Consider the following 20521-nt stretch of genomic DNA (forward strand, 5'->3'; position numbering starts at 1 on the left):
CCCCTTACCAAAGGCTGGTCTCTGTCAATCTTTTAGCAATCCGGTTGACGGTGACAATCAAGATGATATTGATGACGGAATTGAACAGTCCCACTGCGGTAGAAAAGCTGTATTGCGCCTTCTGAATTCCCATCTCATAAACATAAGTCGGAAGAATATTGGAAGTGGCGTAGTTCAAATCGTTCTGCATGAGAAACGCCTTTTCAAAACCAATACTCATGATGTTACCGAGTGCTAAAATCAGCAAGATCACGATTGTCGGCAGGATACTTGGGATATCGACATACCATACTCTTTTCCATTTACTTGCTCCATCCATAATTGCCGCTTCATGCAATTCAGGATTGACTCCCGCCAGAGCTGCCAAATATATAATTGTGGAGAACCCGGTTTCTTGCCAAATTCCTGACAGTATATATAAAGGACGAAACCAGCCTTCATCTGCCATAAACAGAACTGGGTCCCCCCCAAACCAAGTGATGATATGATTCACAATTCCGCTGTTAGGGGATAAAAAAACATGGAGCATACCAACGAGAACAACGGTAGATATAAAGTGTGGTGCATAGATGACAGTTTGAATAAATTTCTTATATCGCTTGCCTAACATCTGATTCAGCATAATGGCGATGATAATTGGAACTGGGAAGCTGAATAGGAGTGATAGAAAGCTGAGCGTCAGTGTATTGGTTATGATCGTCCAGAAGTTATAGGAATTGAAAAAATCAATAAAATGCTGGAATCCTACCCACTCACTCCCCCAAATCCCTTGGCTTGGCGAAAAGTCCTTGAATGCAATTTGCACTCCGTACATCGGATAATACTTGAATACGGCATAAATAATGATGATTGGCAATAGAAACAGATACAGTTCATAGTCACGTTTGATTCGAGTCCAAGTTTTCCGTTTGACTTGGCTATTGGGTTGATATCCTGCAGAGTCTCTTGAGTTCACCCTTATATTCCCTCTTTCCTGTTATATTCAAGTGATATTGAAACGTTTCCAATTAAGTTGAAACGTTTCCAATTTTACATAAGAAAAACAACCTGCATCACTTTAGCTTTCCAAGTTAGACAAATAGACTGGGTTGACTTTGATCGTTAGAGGAGTTACCGCTAACGATCAATTTTTATAAGGTTATGTAGTCTCACCCTGCCTGAATTGTACAGGTAGATGATACACGTCCTTGCCTAATTTTCCACCTTCAAACTTTTTAAAAAGAAGCCTGATCGTCATTCGCGCCATCTCCTCCACAGGCTGCCTGATTGTAGACAGTATCGGATGAAAATATGGATGATCCTGAATTCCATCATATCCAATGACCTTAACGTCCTCTGGAACACGAATCCCCCGTTTTCTTGCTCTTTCTATATAGCTTGCGGCAAGCAGATCAGTAATAGCGAAAATCCCGTCTACATCATGATGAGTATTAAAAAACTCATCAAAATAAGCATCTTCGTCCTCAATCGGGTCTGGCTTCTCATATACTACATAGTTGACTCCCAAACTTTTCGCTTCATCAACGAATCCTTTTCTTCGATTCATCGTTTCACTAAAAACGGAGGTGACACTTCCAATGAATGCCGGATTGCGGGCACCCGCTTTAATAAGTTCCTTTAGAGCCAGACGTCCTCCCTCGTAATTGTCCGAAGTCACACACGTGATTTTTTTATCAAAATGTCTGTCGATACTTACGATGGGAATATGATTACTCACACTGCTTTCGATATCATTGTAAGTAATCCCAACAATACCTGCTACTTTATTTTGCTGTAGCATATCTAAATAATACAATTCTTTTTCAGGCTTGCCACCGCTATTGCACAGCATGAGCTTAAAGCCTTCTTGATCCAACTCATCTTCTATGTAATAGGCGAGCTCAGAAAAGAAAGGATTCCAGATGCTAGGCAGAAGCAGTGCTACTGTCTTTGATCTCTGCATCTTTAAATTGCGAGCGATTTCATTTGGAAAGTAATTTAGTTCTTGTATGGCCTCCTCTACTCTTCTGCGAGTATCAGGTTTTACGGCGCCCGAATTGTTAATAACACGGGACACGGTTCCAACAGCTACACCAGCTAGACTGGCAACATCTTTAATACTAGGCATCTAACCCCCCACTTAGCTCTGTTATGAAAAACATAATAACACTGAATTGGAAACGTTTCAATATTTATTTGAAAATAATTAGATATACTCAAAATGATGCATAACTCAACTAGTTTCGAACTCGAACAGTAAAAAATTTGATCTAGTGATTTTCAGAATAGAAAATCATTTATGGTTTATATACTACATCCCCATACTCCTCTTTCCAGTCTTCTCCGTCGACAATAGCATTTAGAATATCTTCAAGAACACCAGGAGTATACGTTGCGTTTATCGAGTATTTTTTCAGGTCTTCTTCTGTAGCAATCCGAACATAATCTTCTTCAGCAGTAACTAGTTCGGAATCATCAAGGCCCTCTCGTATATAATACTCAGGTAAAGCTAAATCAACAGGTAGTTCAGCATTTCCCAATATAGTCCAATACCCATCCTCTATAAATACCAAATTCGATCTTATAAGAATAATAATATCCTTACTTAAAATTTCTTTTATATCTGTAATTTTTTCATCAGTAATAAAATCAAAAGCAATAAAAATCTTAAAAAATGAGCCAAATAATACTACTTGTCCATAACCGTAACGATTTTCTTTAATCGGGATTACAAATACATCCCCGATATTAACTTTCTTCTTTCGCATAATTCAATCACTCCACTAGCTCGTTTAAATATCGTCTTGGTAAATTAACAACATAACCAAAGCCATTAATTGAGAATAGTATATCGCAAGTTTTTTTAGCTCGCAGACGGTAAAAAATGGACCCTGCACATTCAAATGCGCAGAGTCCTCTAGCTTACTCTATATTTTATTCAACATCTTAATTATTCTTCTTCGGATGCCGCTACCTCTTCATCAGCGCTAGATTCCGCTGCCTCGCCTGTATCCGTATCCGCTGCACGCAATACCCCTACAGAAGCAACGAGAGTATCTTCAGGCGTAACGAGTGACACACCCTTCGGCAACTGAATTTCGGATGCAGCCAGCTTGTCCCCTACCTCCAGCTTGGAGATATCCACTTCAATGACAGCTGGAAGATCATTTGGCAATCCTTCGACTTCGAGTTCTGTCAACAGCGTCTGGAATACGCCGCCTGCCTTGGAACCCACCGCTGTACCTTGGAAATCGATTGAGATCGAGACCTGAATTGGTTTATTTTTGGCAATTTTTATAAAGTCAACATGAAGCAGTCGATCGTTTTGTTTCTGCATATCCTTGATCAGCACCGGCACCGTTTTGCCGTCCAATTTCAGCTCGAACAGCTCGGAGCGTCCCGTGTGGGATACGCGGGAAAATTCCTTCGCATCCACATGAATCGGAATGCTGTCAAATTGCTGTCCGTATACAACAGCCGGAACGCGTCCGCTCTGTCTTAGATTTCGTAAACCTGAACCTTTTTTCTGTGTCCTTTGCTCGGCAATTAGTTGGACCGTTTCTCCGTTGGATTTCATATCTAAACATCCTCCTTACAAGTCCATGGTTCGAATTTGCCCCCAATAACAAATAACAAAATAGAATCAGGGCCATATGTATAACTACCCCTATGAACGGGATTGAATCTCGATTTTCTCATAAAAAAGAAATAAAAATAGCTGCCGAGTCTCTCTCGACAGCCTGAACTTCAAGTGTCATTACTTAAACACCACTATTTCTCCCACAATAACGACTTATTAAATCCAGCATTTCTATTCCCATCATCATGCACTGCTAAGTCCATGCAAGCGTATCTTCTGACCGCCGACGGCAACGACCACTTCTCTTGTCCCGCTGTGTACATGAACCTTGATTCGTTCAGGAGAAGGCGGAATATCTAAGAAGTAATCGCGATCCCCTTCTCGCTTCTCCCACTCATTCAACCGAATGATATACCCGATCCGTTTAATGCCGGGTGCCACTCTGATCCTTGCCTTCACAGAATGACCACCCTCAGCATGTAAAGGGATTTTGCCGTCGTGGATACCCGTGCCCCATACCCAGACGTTCCAGCCTTCGTAATGCCCATCTGGCCGGGAATATTCTATTTCCACCGTGCGCACATAATACGGCTGAACTTGAAAATGATGCTCTGCCCTGACCTCACCTGCACTTGCAGCCACCACTGCTGTGCCGGGGCGGATGGCTTTGACTCTGCCATTATCCAGCGCAATCACTCGGGGTGTCGTTGTCTCCAGTGTATAAGGAGCACCAACCATCACTTCTTCATATTGGTTCCAGACCGTTACATGAGGACGATAAGTCTGAGTGGCATAGATGGATTTGTCGACACCGATTTCAATGCGGGCAGGATATAGATCATCGACCCACATCTGAACCGACGAGGATATTTCTCCATGAGCTGCAGTGATGAAGCATTGTCCATTCATGAGACTCCTCGCTTTGCCCGTCTGTCTTACCTGGATTACTCGATCATCCGAGGAGCGCCAGACCGCTGTCATTCCGTCCATTCGCTTGCCGTGCTGATCTCGATAAACCGCTTCGAATTGAAAATGTTCTCCTGCTGCCACCGCTCTTCTCTTGGTCATAATTTCAATGGAAGACAGCACAGGCACTTCGATCCCGCTCATTCGATCATAGAGCACCATAATGGACAGCCTTGGGACGACAACCTGCGAAGTCACTTGCGCCAGCACCTTCTCACCGGCTGCACGATCACTGACAACGATGTTCCAGGAAGTATCCTGCGGTACGGCTACATTTTCATCCTGCTCTTTCCCATTATAGATAACAATGATCCGGTTCCATGCATCGCCTGCACGATAGCCTTCCAGCATATAGGCCAGAACCCCGTTACCGCACTCAAGCACTTTCAAATACTGCTCGACCTGATCCCGGTGCTCCAAACGAAAGGCAGCATGCTGTTTCCGAAGCGCAATGAGCCCCTTGTAATAATCAAATACGGCACGAAACCTCGCCTTATTACTCCACCTCAGCGCATTCACTGCATCTCCGCTCCGATAACTGTTATGGTCTCCGAATTTGGAGCGGAGCAGCTCATCCCCTGCATGAATAAAAGGAATCCCTTGTGAAGTGAGAATTACACCATTCGCAAGCAGGGAACGTCTTACCGTATCGTTGTCTAACAAGTTCATTGGATCTACATGACGATAAGGATCCGCATGCTTAACGGCCTCCGCAGCACTGATTCCGCTCGTTGGACGGCCATCCCTCCATTCAGGGAAGGCTACCAGATCTCTGATGCCTTGGGATGTAACAATTTTGTCCCAGAGATTCAGGTTATCGTGGGCTGTCACATAATTGATCGTCTCTGCCGGTGAATACGCAAAGTCATGTATCGCTCCCTGCACTCCAGCCAGCACTGCACCTTCCACTCCCCACCAGCCTGTCGCAAATCCGCTTCCAGACCCATCGCTGTCACCCTTGACCGCTGCACGATAATGGTCGTTAAATACCGCAAATCCTTTGCCTCGCTGTGCACCCTTAAGCGTTTTGTCCGGAAGCGGTGAATCGCCGCCAGTCCAAGGCTCGCCGTATACCAGGATGGAAGAATCCAGCTCCTGTCTGAGCATCTCCGTAATTTCGGTCATCGTCTGTGTATCGATTAGCCCCATGAGATCAAAACGGAAGCCATCGATGTGATACTCCTCCGTCCAATATCGAACGGAATCCTTAATATACTTTCGAACCATCGGTCTTTCTGTTGCCAGCTCATTCCCTACACCTGAACCATTGGACAGAAATCCGTGACCATTTTTACGGTAATAATACCCGGGTACAATGCCATCAAAAGGTCCATCGTCCACGCCATAGGTGTGGTTATATACGACGTCCATAATGACCCGAATGCCGCAGCGATGCAGGGCACGAATCATTTCCTTGAACTCTCGAATTCTTGTATATGGATTGGAAGGATCACTCGAATAGGAGCCCTCCGGTACATTGAAGTTCTGCGGGTCATAGCCCCAGTTGTATTTATTATCCGCTGCCTCTGCATCATGAACTGTTAATTCGTTAACCGTCTTGAAGTCAAACACCGGAAGCAGATGGACATGGGTTACCCCAAGCTCCTTCAGATGGTCTATTCCAATACGATGTCCCTCTCGATCGGTTAAGCCCTCTTCCGAAAAAGCACTGTAGAGCCCTTTCTTCTGAAAGGATGATTCCTCGTCCATTGAGAAATCCCGTACATGAAGCTCATAAATGATGGAATCCGTTGACTTAATCAGTGGAGGACGTACATCATCCTCCCAATCGTCCGGATCGGTCTTGCTCATATCGATGATTGCAGAACGTACACCTCCAGCTGCAACTGCTTTTGCATAAGGGTCAACTGCATAATGTACCTGTCCGTCTGAGAAACTGACTTTGTACATATAGAATTTCCCTTCCCAATTCCCCTGAAGCGTCAGCCCCCATGTGCCTGCCTGCATCTGGTTCATGACATAGGCCATTCCGTCCTCATGATTCATAACCAAGCCGTTAGCATCATACTGACCCGCATCTTCATAGAGAACCACTTCAACCTTGCACGCTGTAGGAGCCCAAATCTTAAAAGCACTGCTCTCACGTGTATAAATCAACCCGAGATCATGTTTGTCATAATAAACGTTATTCAAATCCTGCATCAAGCTCACCGCCCGTGATTGTAATAATGTACGGACCCTGCAGTCTTACCCGTTTGTGCGTTATGACTCTTAGACTCGCCTGCTTCTCCCTGCACACGGTGATCGATTCCAAGTTGTTGAGGATTTAATAAACCAAATCCTCAAATATATAAACTACAGAGTAATGACTCTATCGTCATTACTATCATTTATGCCACTTTCATAGAGAAACTATAACCGCCCAAACGAGAAAGAAATGAGCAGAGCTGATATTGTAAAATCAGAAAACGCTTACACAATAGTATATGACACCATCCTACAAAGGTTGTCGGCTAATGATACCTGCTCCACAAAAAAAGGCTTATGCACATTACAAAAAAAGACGTCCCAGCAAATATGCATCAGGACGCCGCTTGCCATAATATCGAAGTTCTAGTAGACCTGTAAATAGGAGGGAGGGAAGGAGAATTCAGTCTCCATAGGAGGGGTATGAGCAATAACTCTGCCTTGGCGAATAACATACAGCGGCTTCGGACGAAGCCGAATGGCGTCTGCGGCCTGCTGGACGGGAAGAACAACCAGATTAGCCGGATGTCCAGGATCGATTCCGTAATGGTCCTCCAGACCGAGAACACCGGCTCCATGCTTCGTGACCATATCTAGCAGCAAGGCAGCATCATCTCTTCCGGTCATATGCTCCAAATGTGCCGCCATATGAACCGCCTGCAGCAGATTGCCGTCTCCGTAGGGATAGAAGGGTGTCAGCATGTCATCGTGGGCAATGGCAACCGGAATGCCGGCTCTCGACATATCCCGGATTCGCGCGATCCCTCTGCCTCTTGGGTATGCATCGAATCGTCCCTGCATCGAGCTGTTAATCAGCGGGCAGGCAATAATATGGATACGCGAGGCTTTGACAAGTCCAAGCAGCTTCTGAAAATACGACTCATTATAATAAGCGGTAGCACTGCAATGACTGGCAGTTACTTTGCCGTACAGCTCATGCTTAATGGCAAGCGCTGCTGTGCACTCCAGGAAGCGGGACTGCTCGTCGTCTGTTTCATCACAGAAGACGTGAACGAATGCACTGTACTTCTTCGCTAGCTCGAAGCAAATCTCAAGTGACTCTACCCCATCCTCCCGGGTTCGTTCTCCATGCGGGATCGCCCCTACACCGTCAGCACCGAGCCGCAGCGCCTCCTCCATGCGCTCTGCATTCCCAGGACAGGCGACGATGCCGTCCTGAGGAAAAGCGATGACCTGAAGCTGGACAACAGACGCCCATTCCTCCTTCAATGCAAGAAGTGTCTTTAACGCTGTCATGCGGGGATCGGAAATATCTGCGTGGGTCCGAATATAGAGTACTCCATGTCCGACCAGAAGACACATGACTTCGTTCGCCCGCTGCCGCACATCTTCCGGGGTGAGCTGCTTCTTGCGTTCACCCCACAGCCGAATCCCTTCCAGCAAGGTGCCGCTTCGGTTCCAGTCCGGTTCACCTGCGGTGAGCACCGTATCCAAATGGATATGAGGTTCTACAAACGCAGGGAGCACAAGTCCCCCTTGCCCATCTATAATATGTTCTACTTCCTGATCACTTTTCCAGGCGTCGCTGCCGTTAGATGGCTCAATGGAATGAATGCGCCCGGACGTGAGGAATACATCCACATGACGGCCTTCCTGTGTCATTACATTTTTTAACATCGTCATTTCCATACGGCTCTCCCTCCCATTCCTTCTGTTTCTAACACCGACGCCTCCCACAGCCTTTGAATTCGTTCCTCTCCAAAACGGCTTGCTGCCCTGGTCACACTGACCCATGCTCCTGATTTCGCGACCCAGCGGCCGGCTGGCAGATGTGTGAACACTTCCTCCGGATTCCTCGCATCCACAATAACGAAGTCGGCTGCTCCACCTCTGCGAATACCGTAATTCTCCATGCCGGCTATGATAGCAGGCTTCACCGTTACCATATCGAGAAGCTGCACCATATCCTCAGGACTGCCATAATGGGCGGCATAGCCTGTAAGCTGCGCAATTTGCAGCAGATCTCCTCTCCCGAAGGGATGGAATGGATCGTGGATATTGTCCGATGCCGCGGCGAGAGCAACTCCCTCCTCCATCAGCTCACGGACCCGGGTCACTCCGCGTCTTACAGGACCCAAGTCTGCTCTGCCTTGAAGATACAGATTGGCCGCCGGAAGAGTAACCGCATGAACTCCAGCGAGTGACATCATCGCGATCAGCTCTTCAGCCTCAGCTGGGGGCATGGAAGACAGAGAGCATAAATGTCCGGCAGTGACCTTTCCATGATAATCATATTTCAGTGATTCCTGAGCTACTTTAAGTACTGTCTTCATCTCAGGATTGTCCGTCTCATCGCAGTGCAGATCAATAGGTACTCCAAGACGTACCGCCAGCTCAAATATGCCTTCAATATCTGCATCGGGGTGATGGGATAAATGCGGCGCACCACCAATGCCGTCAAGTCCCATTCTGAGCGACTCCTCAATCAGCTCCATGCCCCTTCTTCCAAGATCGCGATAAGGAACCATGGGATACAGCTCCAGATCCACCACACCGCTCAGTAACGCTCTAGCTTCCAGTGCAGCTTCCACTGTACGAATTGCAACATCTTCCCCTGCACTCACATTAAAATCGAGATGGGATCTCAGCCTGGTCGATCCATAAGAGACCGCCTGCAGAGCGGTCCGTACGATCCGTGCACGAATCGTCTCCTTCGAGAAGGATGCAGCTGCACGGCTGTAATTTTGAATGGCTTCAAGCAGTGTCCCCGTTTGATTACCTACCTGGGGCAGGCTGAAGGCTTTATCTAGATGCATATGTATATCTACCAGGCCAGGAAGCATCATTCGTCCCTTCAGATCAAACACCTTCTGCTCATTGCTCATATCCCTCCCCATGGGAAGCGCAAATGACGCAATGTCCGCAGCTTGGACCCTTTCCTCGCCTGAGGTCTGCTCCTGAACAGATTCAAATTTCCCATCACGAATCCGAATATCATAGAGCTTGCCCCGGCTCTTAAGATCGTGCAGTGAGGCATTCATAAAACGCAGTGTTCCTGTCATGCTTCGCTCCTCCTATTCAGGACAGCCCTATATCTCACTCTCATCAAAAAACCCCCTGCAGCTTATGCGTCAGCTGCCCAATAGGCCGGCGTCCGATAAGCCAGGAGGCTGCAGCTCTTAATAAGCTGTCAATCCATTATTCGCTGGGACCGGGAAGATATTCGGTCGTGAAGACATTTCCTATATCCTCTTTGGATTTCAGTAATCCAAGACTGTACATATCCTCCTGAAGCTTCGTCCAACGTTCTTCTGTCATGCTGAGCAGCCCGTTTGATTCCGTCTCGTCTGTAAAAATCAGCTCAAATTCCTGCTCCGCTCCATACTTCATCCCTTCCAGCGTGAGATCCGGATTTCTTTCCTTCAGAAACTCGTTCATCTCTTCGTAATTGTCCTTGTAATAATTCCAGCCTTTGATAGAGGCGGCAAGGAACGATTTTACAACCTCAGGATTCTTCTCAAGGAACTCTTCTGTAGTAAACAGCACATTGGAATAAGGCTGAAATCCTGCATCATAAGTCAGTAAATGACGGGTCTCAATCCCTTGCTGCTCGAGTGTATAGGGCTCTGATGTGACATAGGACTGTGTGACCGCATCCTTATCCTCAATGAAGTTAACGAATTGCCCTGTATAGGTCTGATCCTTCACTTCTGTCAGATCATATTTCTTCTTGATAAAGTCCCAATAGCCAGACCCTGGTGCAATATATACGTTACGTCCGTCTAAATCCTCAAAATCCTGAATATCCGCATCTGCATGGAACAGCATCGCCTGCGGGCTCTTTTGGAAGATCGCTGCAATGGCTACAACCGGAATCCCGTTGTCTCTGGCAGTGAGCACTTCATCCGCTTGCCCCATACCGAACTGGGCTTTGCCGGAGGCCACGATCTGCATAGAGGATACCTGAGGTCCACCAGGTTCGATGGTCATATCGATACCGGCCTCCTCGTAGTAGCCTTGCGCTAGAGCGGTATACTGCCCTCCATGCTCAGGCTGTGCAAACCAGTTCGTCACCTGGGTGATTTTTACCGGCTCCTTGTCGCCTTCTTCACTCGCGCTGGCGCTTCCTTCGGTTGTACTGCTGCCAGAGCCTGAGCTGCTGCATGCTGAAAATATAAGGGCGAGTGCCATCGTTACTGTGAGACCTGACATTTTCTTCTTCCATAAATTGTTCATTCTCTTGAATCCCCCTTATATTTTGATTTCAGGAATCTTATCTTAGTTCTCGGATTTCATTTCAGACTCATGCCAGGAGCTGAGCGCCCACTTGGAGAAGGCACTTACGAGCAGATAGAAGGTAATCCCAAGAATGGAGGCGCACAGTCCGCAGGCGAACAAATAAGGGGTCTGGAGTCTTGAAGAAGCAACTGTAATGGCATAACCAAGACCTCCTTCTCCCCCGCCAATGCCTGCAATGTATTCACCGACAATAGCTCCTACGACAGACAGGGTACAGGATATTTTCAGTCCTGCAATAATGTAAGGCATTGCGGCAGGCAGACGCAGTCTCCACATGATCTGCCAGCGTGATGCATTGTATAGCTTAAACAGGTTCTGCATGTTGCCATCGGTAGAATTAAGACCAATTAAGGTGTTGGATATCATCGGGAAGAAGCCAATCAGGAAGGCAATGATGACAATCGAATTCACGCCGGCACCAAACCAGATGACGATAATCGGGGCGATCGCGACAACTGGAATCGTTTGCAGCACGATTGCATAGGGATAGACTGCTTTTTCGATGATTTTGGAACTGGCAAGCAGTATGGCGCCGGATACCCCGATGACGATACTGAGCAAGAATCCAAACACCGATTCATACACCGTCGTCATGACCGATGTCATCAGGTTGCTCCAATTCTCCACGGCCGATAATACGATATCTGATGGCTTAGGAAGCAAATAGGGAGCGTATCCGAGCAATCTCGTTACGATCTCCCATAGGCCGACAACAACGATGAAGGCGATGGCGGGAGGAAGAAATTTTTGCATGAAATTGTTGCTCTTCGCTGCTTTCGGGGTTTGGACAGCTGAGGCAGAAGGCGCATTACTGTCCTCTTTCTGACCCTTTTTTTCATATGCAAGCTTCGGCTGATTCATTGCCATTGTCTAAGCACGTCCTTTCTATCAAGAGAGCCTATTCTAATCGATCTTGCCAGGGTTAAGCAGCCTTAACGGATCATTCTCCTGTTTCTTCTGTTTCATGAGCGGCAATATCCCTCGTCCCCCGGAGTCCAATGAATACGTATGCGGGTTGGCCACATAAATTCCGTTAGCGTTAAAGAAATCAATGATTTCGTTCAAGCGCTCCTCGGTCGTATAACGCACGACAGGCAGTGAAGACGGAGTGACTGCGCCACGGCTTCTCATCCATTCAAAATGAAGCAATACTTCATCTCCAAATGTTTCTTTAACTAGCCTTACTTGTTCTCTGAAATGCGCTAAGGAGAATCCGGCCTGCAAATAGGTAATATTGTTCTCGCATTTAAGCGCCCATAATGTGGTGTGATTCCAGCCAAAGTCAGACAAGCCAATGCCTGATCTGTACTTCTCAGCCGGAATGTAATGGCCGACTGTTCCGCCATGCAGCTCCGCAAGACGTGCAAGGGCAGGCTGGCTTCCCTCCTCTGTCTCTAACAGAACCGCCGCTTTCTCGGGGAGGACTACCTTTTTTAATGGTCTGAAATAGGAAGGTATGGGCCACTCGTGGGGAGAGATCAGTCTCTTGCGAATGGAATCATCGTGAGACAGGTCATGGGAGAATTCCATCGCCTGCATAAAATCATCAAAGAATACGATAGACTGCTCCCATTCGGTCTTGGGTGCAAGCGGAATAACAAGCTCGGTCAGAATTCCGGTTGTGCCATAGTTATGGATATAGGCCGGAAGATCTTCGCCGGACACAACCAGTCTTCTCGGTTCCTCTTCCAGGGTATAGACGACGACCTCCGTTACATTGCCGTCCCACAGGTCCCCCCAGGTGATGGAACCGATCCCTCCTGAACCACCGCATACATAGCCTCCAACAGTCGCCTTCATGAATGTGCTCGGATAAATTCGCAGCTCAAGCTCTCGCTCCCGGGCCGCTCGCTCCAGTGCTCCAAGTCTGACTCCACATTGCACGCGGACTGAATTCTCTCCCCATTCCAGGATTTGATCCAGCTTGCTTAGATCGAGTACAATGCCGCCTTCGAGCGGGATCGCCTGACCGTAGTTTCCAGTGCCTGCCCCTCTGACCGTTACAGGAACTTTATGGTGATATGCAATTTTGAGCAATGTCTCGACTTCAGCATCCGTCTCAGGTCGAACAATACTGTCCGCAATCTTATCCTTCAGCCGTTTTTCAAGGACAGGAGAATACCAGTAGTAATCTTTCGAGAGCTTTTCCCTCGAATCAAGATCAAGCAGCACCTTATCTATTCCAAGCCCGTCAATACACACCTTCTCGATCTCAACAGCCATCTCTTCATCCTCCTTGAGCACGGATTTTTTTCACTTATCCTAGTGATGCAGCACCTCTGATACTTGACCCACCAGCTTACTGAACTCCGGCGCGGTACGGAACGTTTCGTCTCTCGGGAACGGAACCGGAACCGGAATTGTGCTCGCGATTTTACCAGGTCTTGCTGTCATGACAACGATGGAGGTCGAGAGGTATACCGCTTCAAAAACGTTATGTGTAACGAATAATACCGTCATTTTCTTATCCTTCTGCCATATACCGAGCAGCTCATCCTGAAGCGTCTGTCTGGTCATTTCATCGAGCGCTCCAAAAGGCTCATCCATAAGAAGCAGCTTCGGATCTGATGCCAGCGCTCTTGCGATCGATACCCGCATCTTCATCCCGCCTGAGAGCTGACGCGGAAGGGCGTTCGCATAATCCTGCAGTCCAACCATTTCAAGCACATGCATCGCCTTCTCCACTCTTTCCTTCTTCGGGATCTTGCGCAGCTCCATCGGCAGCGTCACATTGTCGATCACCTTGCACCAGGGAAGCAGTGTTGCATCCTGAAATACGAAGGAAATGTCACTCTTTTTTCTCGCCTCGGCAGGCTCCATGCCCATCAGGCGCATTTTGCCGGCTGTCGGATCTCCAAGTCCGGCAATCATACGGAATATCGTAGATTTACCGCATCCGGATGGACCTACAAAGCTGACAAACTCGCCTTCCGGTATGCTGAGATTGACGTCCTGCAGCGCGATGGTGCCGGTCTGATAGATCTTGCTGATCCCTTCCATCTCCACCAGCGGCGTCGTTCCTGGGATAAGATTTGCCTTATTTCCCTGTGCTGTAATCAAACTGCTCATCGTTTCATCTCTCCCTTTTACACGGATTCCATTTGCATTTTCTTATCGAACTGGAACTCAAGCATCAATTTAAACAGCTCCGCTGCATTCCTGCCTGCGGATGACAGCAGTGTGCTGCCCTTCTCGGCAGCAGCCAGCTGTGCATTTCCACAAACACCGGATTCCGATAAATCCTTCATCACCCATGCAAACCGTTTGTTACTGAATTGAAGCTTCATTTCTGGAGTAACAGGCGGGTATTCATTTGGAAGCAAATCGCGATGCACCCAATCGTTATGGAGGTGCATGATCATCGATGTTTCCGAATCACCCGCGTGAATTCCGTACATGCGCTCCTCAGGTGTGAGGAGCTCCTTGTCATTATCGAGTCCGCCTCCATCAATCCTGAACACCATCATCCCTGTCTTCTCTCTAATATCTCTGGCAGCCAGGTTAAGCAGATCTGCATTTCCGCCGTGTGTATTAAATAATACGAGCCTGTCAAAGCCGGATCTGGCAAGGCTGTCCGCGATGTCCATCAACACGGCAAGTAGAGTCGTCGCTGATAAAGTCACCGTTCCGCTCCACCCTGCATGCTCATTACTTTTTCCATAAGGGAGATGCGGCAATAGCCATATATTATCCTCTGGAGTCAGATGCCTGAATGCCTCCGTTAACATCCCTTCTCCAATCAGCGTGTCGGTATAAACAGGAAGATGCGGCCCGTGCTGTTCCATTGCACCGATGGGCAGGATCAGCATAGCTCCCGTCTTGGCAAGTTCACCGATCTCCGGCCCGGACAGTCTGGGGAGGAACAACTCGTTGTAAGCCATTCCTTGATAACGTGCGGTCATTCATATCCACCCCTCAGTTATGTATTGTTGTTAGAAACAATGTAATGGGAGGAGGAGATGATGTAAACAAAATTTACGTCGTTTTGGTTTTTTATATAAAATGACAACTTTATTTTGTGCTTCGAGCACTTGACCATGTTATTTTAATGTTAGGTTCAAGGGTCTATATACGAAAAATCAGAAGAAAAAACTTAATATTGTTCGTTATTAAGGAGGGATTAGCAATAAAAGAGGTTTAAATTTGTTATGTAAAGTATGAATGTAATACAACCTTCGTTTTCATGCTTTGCAAATAAAAAAAGAGAAGGATGACTGAATTATGTCAGCTATCCTTCTCTTTTTTTTCATCGTTAAGCTTTAAAGTTATGTTGAAGCTGTCTCACACGGCCTGCAATATCCTCTGCATAGCTGATCGCGGAAATGACGGCAATCCCATCTGCTCCTGAAGCAAACACATCCTTGGCATTGTCGGCTGCAATTCCTCCGATGCCAACAATGGGAAGTGTAATATTCGCGTTCCGCATAGCCTTAATGATCTCCGGACCTTGCACGGCCTGTGCATCATCCTTTGATTTTGTTGGATAAATGGGGCCTACTCCGATATAATCGGCCCCTTGCGCATAAGCTCTCGCCGCTTCTTGAATAGTATGAGCCGATATGCCGAGGATTCGATCTCCAATTCTTTGTCTCACCAAGCCCGCTTCCTCGTCCTCCTGACCGACATGGACACCGTCCGCATCCACTTCCAGCGCCAAGTCAACGTCATCATTCACAATAAACGGTACATTATGCTCTCTGCACAGCTTCTGCAAACTCCGGGCGAGTTCGATCCGCTCAGCGCCTTCAAGGCAGCCGGGACCTTTCTCTCTGAACTGGAATAATGTCACCCCGCCGGTGAGTGCAGACTCCAGTGTATCCTCCGGTGCTTGAACACAGTTTCTACTACCCATTACAAAATAGACCCGAAGCAGCTCCTTCATACGGACACTCGAAATCCGGCTCATACGCTCACTCCTTTTTGCCTGCGATAAGCCCAGTGATTCGTCGGGCCATGTCCTCCTCCGATGCCCAGTGCATCAGTAAGTGCAGCTTGGACAAAATCTCTGGCTGTCCTCGCCGCTGACAGGACATCCTTTCCTTTTGCCAATTCTGCGGTAAGCGCCGCGGAGAACGTACAGCCTGTTCCATGGGAATGAACCGTGTCTACTCTTGGCCCTGCAAACTCCGTAAAGCCTGTCCCATCATATAACAGGTCCGTAACCGTATCACTGCCTGCATCATGGCCTCCTTTTACAATGACGTAGGCAGGACCATAATCATGTATTCGTTTAGCCGCCTCCTTGCGGTCTGTCAGCGAATGAATAGTGCACCCTGTCATCACCTCCGCCTCGGGAATATTCGGTGTAACGACAAGTGCAAGCGGAAGCAGCTGCTGAACCAGCGCCGTCACTGCTTCCGACTGAAGTAAGGACGCACCGCCTTTTGCAATCATCACTGGATCGATAACCAGCTTATCTATTCGATGCCGTGCAGCCTGGCTTGCAACCTCTGCAATAATTTCGCTGCTGAATAACATCCCTGTCTTCACGGCATTTGGTCTCAGATCCGCATAAACGGAATCGATCTGCTGGGCTACAAATGGAACCGGCAGAGAATGTACGCCTTGCACGCCAAGGGTATTTTGGGCAGTAACCGCAGTGAGTGCCGACATACCGTAGACATTCAGCTCCTGAAAGGTTTTGATATCGGCCTGAATTCCAGCACCGCCTCCGCTGTCTGAGCCTGCAATGGTAAGCGCCTTAGGTATACTCATCGACTATGACTCCTCCCGAATAAACAGCTCGTTCATGTCGGTAATTTCAACATACTTCTCAAATGCAGACGGCTCAAGCTTGGACAGCTCATCCAAGAATGCAACCTGGAAGCTGCCGGTCCCCTTCTGCTCTGTCTTCTGCCCCGCGAGGCTTGCCGCCGCTCCATAAAACCCAAGACCTGCGGCTCCCGCTTCCCATACCGAGTCATGAACTGCAAGAAAAGCACCGATGACCGAGGTTAAGAGACAGCCTGTCCCTGTTACACGTGTAAGTAAAGGATGGCCGGATTTAATAATTAATCCTAAATCTCCATTCGTAATGACGTCTTCTGGACCAGATACAACGACGGTTGTTCCGAGTGTTCGGGCTGCACGCACCGCCATTTGCGCTCGATCTATGACCTCAGATTGACCTGCGTCTACACCTTTTACGGTCATCCCTTCCCCGATTAAATGACTGATTTCGCCTGCATTGCCTCTAATGAGCGTGATCTCTACTTCTCGAAGAAGCCGAAGTGCCGCATCCGTCCGATAAGGTGTAGCCCCCGCTCCGACCGGATCCAGAAGCACAGGAACCCCGTATACATTTGCCGCCTTGCCTGCTGTAATCATCGTATGGACTAGGTCTGTGGTAAGTGTTCCGATATTGAGCACCAGCGCACGGGCATGCTGAACCATATCAGCCACTTCCTCCTCCGCATAGGCCATGACCGGGGAAGCGCCTAGAGCTAGCAAGCCGTTCGCCGTGAAATTCGTAACGACCGTATTCGTTATGTTATGGATCAAAGGTTGTTCTTCGTGGATACGAGTAATAAGAGATGATAGTTCAAGTTCAACATTAGACATTGGGATCAGACCTTTCTTTTTGGAAGGTACACAGGAGCCGATCTTGGAACTGAGAGGGGTGTCGCAAAACTAAAAAAACGCATGCGAAAGCATGCGTCATCATCATGTTCGCTCCCTACGCTGGCATTATCCATGGCAGGTTCAACCGGTCAACAACAGATTAGTTGTACTCTCAGCTTGCTTCCGCAGGCTCCCGTATCTATATAATTATTTAAAATTGCTCTTACCTCTTCATTGTATAGTACATCTTCCCAACATTCAATTTGTTGACTTTCGCTGCCCTGTAGCATATGATACGAAGTAACTCATCCAAAAAGGAGAGATTTTTGATGTCGGTGATCGTTCTTAACTAATCAAATTTCATACAGAGGCTTGTCTATGGTTTCATCGCCTGAAATTGCGATGTTTATTTTTTAATGCACATTTATATGTGTAGACTTTAGATGCCTCATGAAATCAGTTAAGAACAGCGGATAATCAAACTCTCTATGAACATGAGTGATGTACCAATTGACTTGTGAACTCATCCGCGCTGTTTTTGCAGCGCGGTTTTTTTGTACCCGTTAAACCATCAATTTTCCAGAGATCTATGCTCTGTAGTGGACAATTTATTGATGGCCGGGACGATTCACAGGTTATATTGTATGGCTTGGCAGCATCCTTTGCCGATCCATAAATTAACCCATGCATACAGACGTAAGAACGAACCCTACTGTTCGCTTCTTGCGTCTTTTTTTGTTTTATCCGCTTCAACGTCATTCATAACTACAAAAAAAAGGAGTAATAACCCATGAATCATCAAAGCATGCAAAGACTCGAATACAGTACTGTCAAAGAACAACTGCGATCTTACGCGGTATCCTACCTTGGAGAACGGCAGATCGATTCACTGACTCCCATGACCCGTCTAACCCAGATTCGTCAGGCACTCGCTGAAACAGAGGAAGCACTAGGACTGATCCGGCACGGAGCAAGCGTCCCACTTCCTTCATTGTCAGGAATCGAAAATATTATGAATCTGCTGGACACCGGCTATCTATTTACGGAACAGGATTTCATGCATCTGCTGCAATTTCTGCGGAGCTGCACCCAGCTTATGAAGTACATGCAGTCCAAACGGGAGATCGCCCCCAGTATAAGCGCTTATGCTGGCTCCATGTACACCCTTGATCCCCTACGTGAAGAGGTGGAACGCTGTATTTACTTAGGACGGATTACCGATCATGCCAGCAAAGAACTGCTCAAGACGAGAAAACAGGCTCAGGTCATCGAGGAACGGCTGAAAAAGAAGCTGGATACTCTACTGTCCAAGCACCGTGCTATTCTGCAGGACCAGCTCATTACAAGACGCGGGGATCGCTACTGCCTACCTGTTCAGAAGGAGTTCCGCAAGCTGATCAGGGGAACGGTCCACGGTGAATCCGCCAGTGGCCAAACCGTATTTATCGAGCCAGACGAGATCGCCAGTCTTCAGATGGAGCTCAGCCTGCATCGTGCAGCGGAGCAGCGAGAGGAGATGAAGATACTCAGTGAATTGACGCGTTTAGCAGACCAAGCTGAATACGAGCTGCGTGTGAATACGGATACCGTGGGCATATATGACTTTTTGTTCGCCAAAGCACGCTATGCCCTCTCCTATCAGGGACGGTCCGTTCATCTCGTTGATCATGGAGTCATTCGATTAAGGTCCGCACGGCATCCGCTCGTGAACAATATGGTTCCGCTCGATTTCCACATAGGTGAGGCATTCAAGTCCTTGATTATTACAGGTCCCAATACCGGCGGCAAAACCTTATGTCTTAAGACCATTGGGCTGCTAACACTCATGGCCCAGTCCGGACTTCTCGTTCCTGTCGGAGAAGACAGTCAGCTGAGCGTATTTGAACAAGTCGCCGTCGATATCGGGGATGGTCAGAGTATTGAGCATCAGCTGAGTACGTTCTCTGCCCACATCAAGAACATTATCGAGATTCTGAAGATGGCGAACCCTTCCACGCTTATTCTTATTGATGAGATGGCGTCAGGTACAGATCCTGGAGAAGGAACCGGATTGTCTATCGCTCTGCTCGAAGAGATGCATAGAAGGCAGGCGACGGTCGTGGCAACGACTCATTTTTCGGAGATCAAAAATTTCGCAGCTTCGGCTGACGGATTTGAGAATGCCCGCATGGAATTTGATACAGAATCTTTTAAGCCGTTGTATCGCCTGACAATCGGGGAAGCAGGAAACAGCTATGCATATGCCATTGCTCTGAAGCTCGGAATTCCACCATATATTATTGAGCGCTCCAAACAGATCTCTGCCACATCGTTGACGGTAACTGATTTGTCAGGACAACGGGGAGTCGGCAGTAACACGGAGAAGAGTAGCATCGTGCATCACCATACAGATTCTCAAGAACCAATACCTGACCATCCAATTTGGGTAGATAACGATCGCCGAGAGTCGAGAGCTGCCCCTGCCAAAAGAACTGAACCAAGTGATATGGAAGCACAGCCGGTCCGGCCGCTGCAGGTGGGTGACAGGGTTCACATCCCTTATATGCAGGAAGGAGGAATTATTGTCGAAGCAGAGGATCCAAAAGGCAAGCTTACCGTACTTGTTCGAGGAAAAAAACTGAAAATTGCCAAGCAGCGAGTGAAGCTGCACATTGCAGGTGAAGAGCTGTATCCGGACGACTATGATTTTGACGTTGTATCCCAGACCAAGGAGAATCGAAAAAAACGAAAGCAAATGTCCAAGAAGCATGTTCCGGGACTCACCATAGAAATGCCAAGAGATGAGTCTTAAGTGTGCCATTGAATACGTGATATGATGCAAATGAATGTATAAAGATGGACGGGGAATGTCTCTTCCTCGTCCATCTTTAATATTTCCATAAAAAAAGACTTTACTTCACAGTTAAGCACATATTATTATGGTCAAGCTGCTTTGTTCGGGTATTGCATATATTTACATATTACTGG

The 20521-nt window shown here is 47.5% G+C and carries 16 protein-coding genes; 1 reads left to right on the forward strand and 15 read right to left on the reverse strand.

All coding sequences use genetic code 11. From position 1 onward, the window contains the following. Window positions 1–4: 4 nt before the first annotated feature. The 15 genes from PUW25_RS19510 to thiM all read right to left on the reverse strand — a co-directional run bounded on the left by PUW25_RS19510 (window position 5) and on the right by thiM (window position 17554). Window positions 5–955, reverse strand: coding sequence for an ABC transporter permease (locus PUW25_RS19510; protein WP_274337418.1), 951 nt, complete (start codon window positions 953–955; stop codon window positions 5–7). 183 nt (window positions 956–1138) lie between these two features. Beyond that, window positions 1139–2107, reverse strand: a complete 969-nt coding sequence (locus tag PUW25_RS19515; protein WP_274337420.1) for a LacI family DNA-binding transcriptional regulator — start codon at window positions 2105–2107, stop codon at window positions 1139–1141. A gap of 169 nt (window positions 2108–2276) precedes the next feature. Beyond that, window positions 2277–2747 carry an Imm26 family immunity protein gene (locus PUW25_RS19520; protein ID WP_274337421.1) on the reverse strand — a complete coding sequence of 157 codons (471 nt, stop codon included), beginning with the start codon at window positions 2745–2747 and terminating at the stop codon, window positions 2277–2279. A gap of 182 nt (window positions 2748–2929) precedes the next feature. Then, window positions 2930–3556 (reverse strand): 50S ribosomal protein L25, encoded by a 627-nt coding sequence (locus PUW25_RS19525; protein ID WP_047913253.1) that lies wholly within the window; start codon window positions 3554–3556, stop codon window positions 2930–2932. A gap of 246 nt (window positions 3557–3802) precedes the next feature. Further along, a complete protein-coding gene (pulA, locus tag PUW25_RS19530; RefSeq protein WP_274337422.1) occupies window positions 3803–6688 on the reverse strand; it encodes a type I pullulanase in 2886 nt (961 codons plus the stop codon). A gap of 411 nt (window positions 6689–7099) precedes the next feature. Next, window positions 7100–8383 (reverse strand): amidohydrolase family protein, encoded by a 1284-nt coding sequence (locus PUW25_RS19535; RefSeq protein ID WP_274337423.1) that lies wholly within the window; start codon window positions 8381–8383, stop codon window positions 7100–7102. Beyond that, window positions 8374–9756 carry an amidohydrolase family protein gene (locus PUW25_RS19540; RefSeq protein WP_274337424.1) on the reverse strand — a complete coding sequence of 461 codons (1383 nt, stop codon included), beginning with the start codon at window positions 9754–9756 and terminating at the stop codon, window positions 8374–8376. The genes PUW25_RS19535 and PUW25_RS19540 overlap by 10 nt, the downstream gene beginning before the upstream one ends. Before the next feature lie 136 nt (window positions 9757–9892). Then, window positions 9893–10930, reverse strand: coding sequence for an ABC transporter substrate-binding protein (locus PUW25_RS19545; protein WP_274337426.1), 1038 nt, complete (start codon window positions 10928–10930; stop codon window positions 9893–9895). A 42-nt stretch (window positions 10931–10972) separates the two neighbouring features. Further along, window positions 10973–11746 carry an ABC transporter permease gene (locus tag PUW25_RS19550; RefSeq protein WP_370510370.1) on the reverse strand — a complete coding sequence of 258 codons (774 nt, stop codon included), beginning with the start codon at window positions 11744–11746 and terminating at the stop codon, window positions 10973–10975. A gap of 150 nt (window positions 11747–11896) precedes the next feature. Continuing rightward, on the reverse strand, window positions 11897–13216 hold the full coding sequence (locus tag PUW25_RS19555) for an FAD-binding oxidoreductase (RefSeq protein WP_274337427.1): 1320 nt from the start codon (window positions 13214–13216) through the stop codon (window positions 11897–11899). Between the two features lie 39 nt (window positions 13217–13255). Next, window positions 13256–14062, reverse strand: coding sequence for an ABC transporter ATP-binding protein (locus PUW25_RS19560; protein WP_274337428.1), 807 nt, complete (start codon window positions 14060–14062; stop codon window positions 13256–13258). A gap of 17 nt (window positions 14063–14079) precedes the next feature. Beyond that, window positions 14080–14895, reverse strand: a complete 816-nt coding sequence (locus PUW25_RS19565) for a creatininase family protein (RefSeq protein ID WP_274337429.1) — start codon at window positions 14893–14895, stop codon at window positions 14080–14082. Between the two features lie 350 nt (window positions 14896–15245). Next, a complete protein-coding gene (gene thiE, locus PUW25_RS19570) occupies window positions 15246–15899 on the reverse strand; it encodes a thiamine phosphate synthase (protein WP_274337430.1) in 654 nt (217 codons plus the stop codon). Continuing rightward, the gene (thiD, locus tag PUW25_RS19575) at window positions 15896–16708 is read right to left on the reverse strand and encodes a bifunctional hydroxymethylpyrimidine kinase/phosphomethylpyrimidine kinase (RefSeq protein WP_274337431.1); all 813 of its coding nucleotides are present in this window, start codon (window positions 16706–16708) and stop codon (window positions 15896–15898) included. Before thiD ends, thiE begins: the two co-directional genes overlap by 4 nt. Before the next feature lie 3 nt (window positions 16709–16711). Continuing rightward, a complete protein-coding gene (thiM, locus tag PUW25_RS19580) occupies window positions 16712–17554 on the reverse strand; it encodes a hydroxyethylthiazole kinase (protein ID WP_274337432.1) in 843 nt (280 codons plus the stop codon). Window positions 17555–18344: 790 nt separating this feature from the next. Between thiM and PUW25_RS19585 the strand changes: the two genes are divergently transcribed. Then, window positions 18345–20345: an endonuclease MutS2 gene (locus tag PUW25_RS19585; RefSeq protein ID WP_274337433.1), complete on the forward strand. Its 2001-nt coding sequence runs from the start codon at window positions 18345–18347 to the stop codon at window positions 20343–20345. Window positions 20346–20521 lie beyond the last annotated feature (176 nt).

Origin of the sequence: Paenibacillus urinalis, from assembly GCF_028747985.1 — a bacterium.
Classification (GTDB): domain Bacteria; phylum Bacillota; class Bacilli; order Paenibacillales; family Paenibacillaceae; genus Paenibacillus; species Paenibacillus urinalis.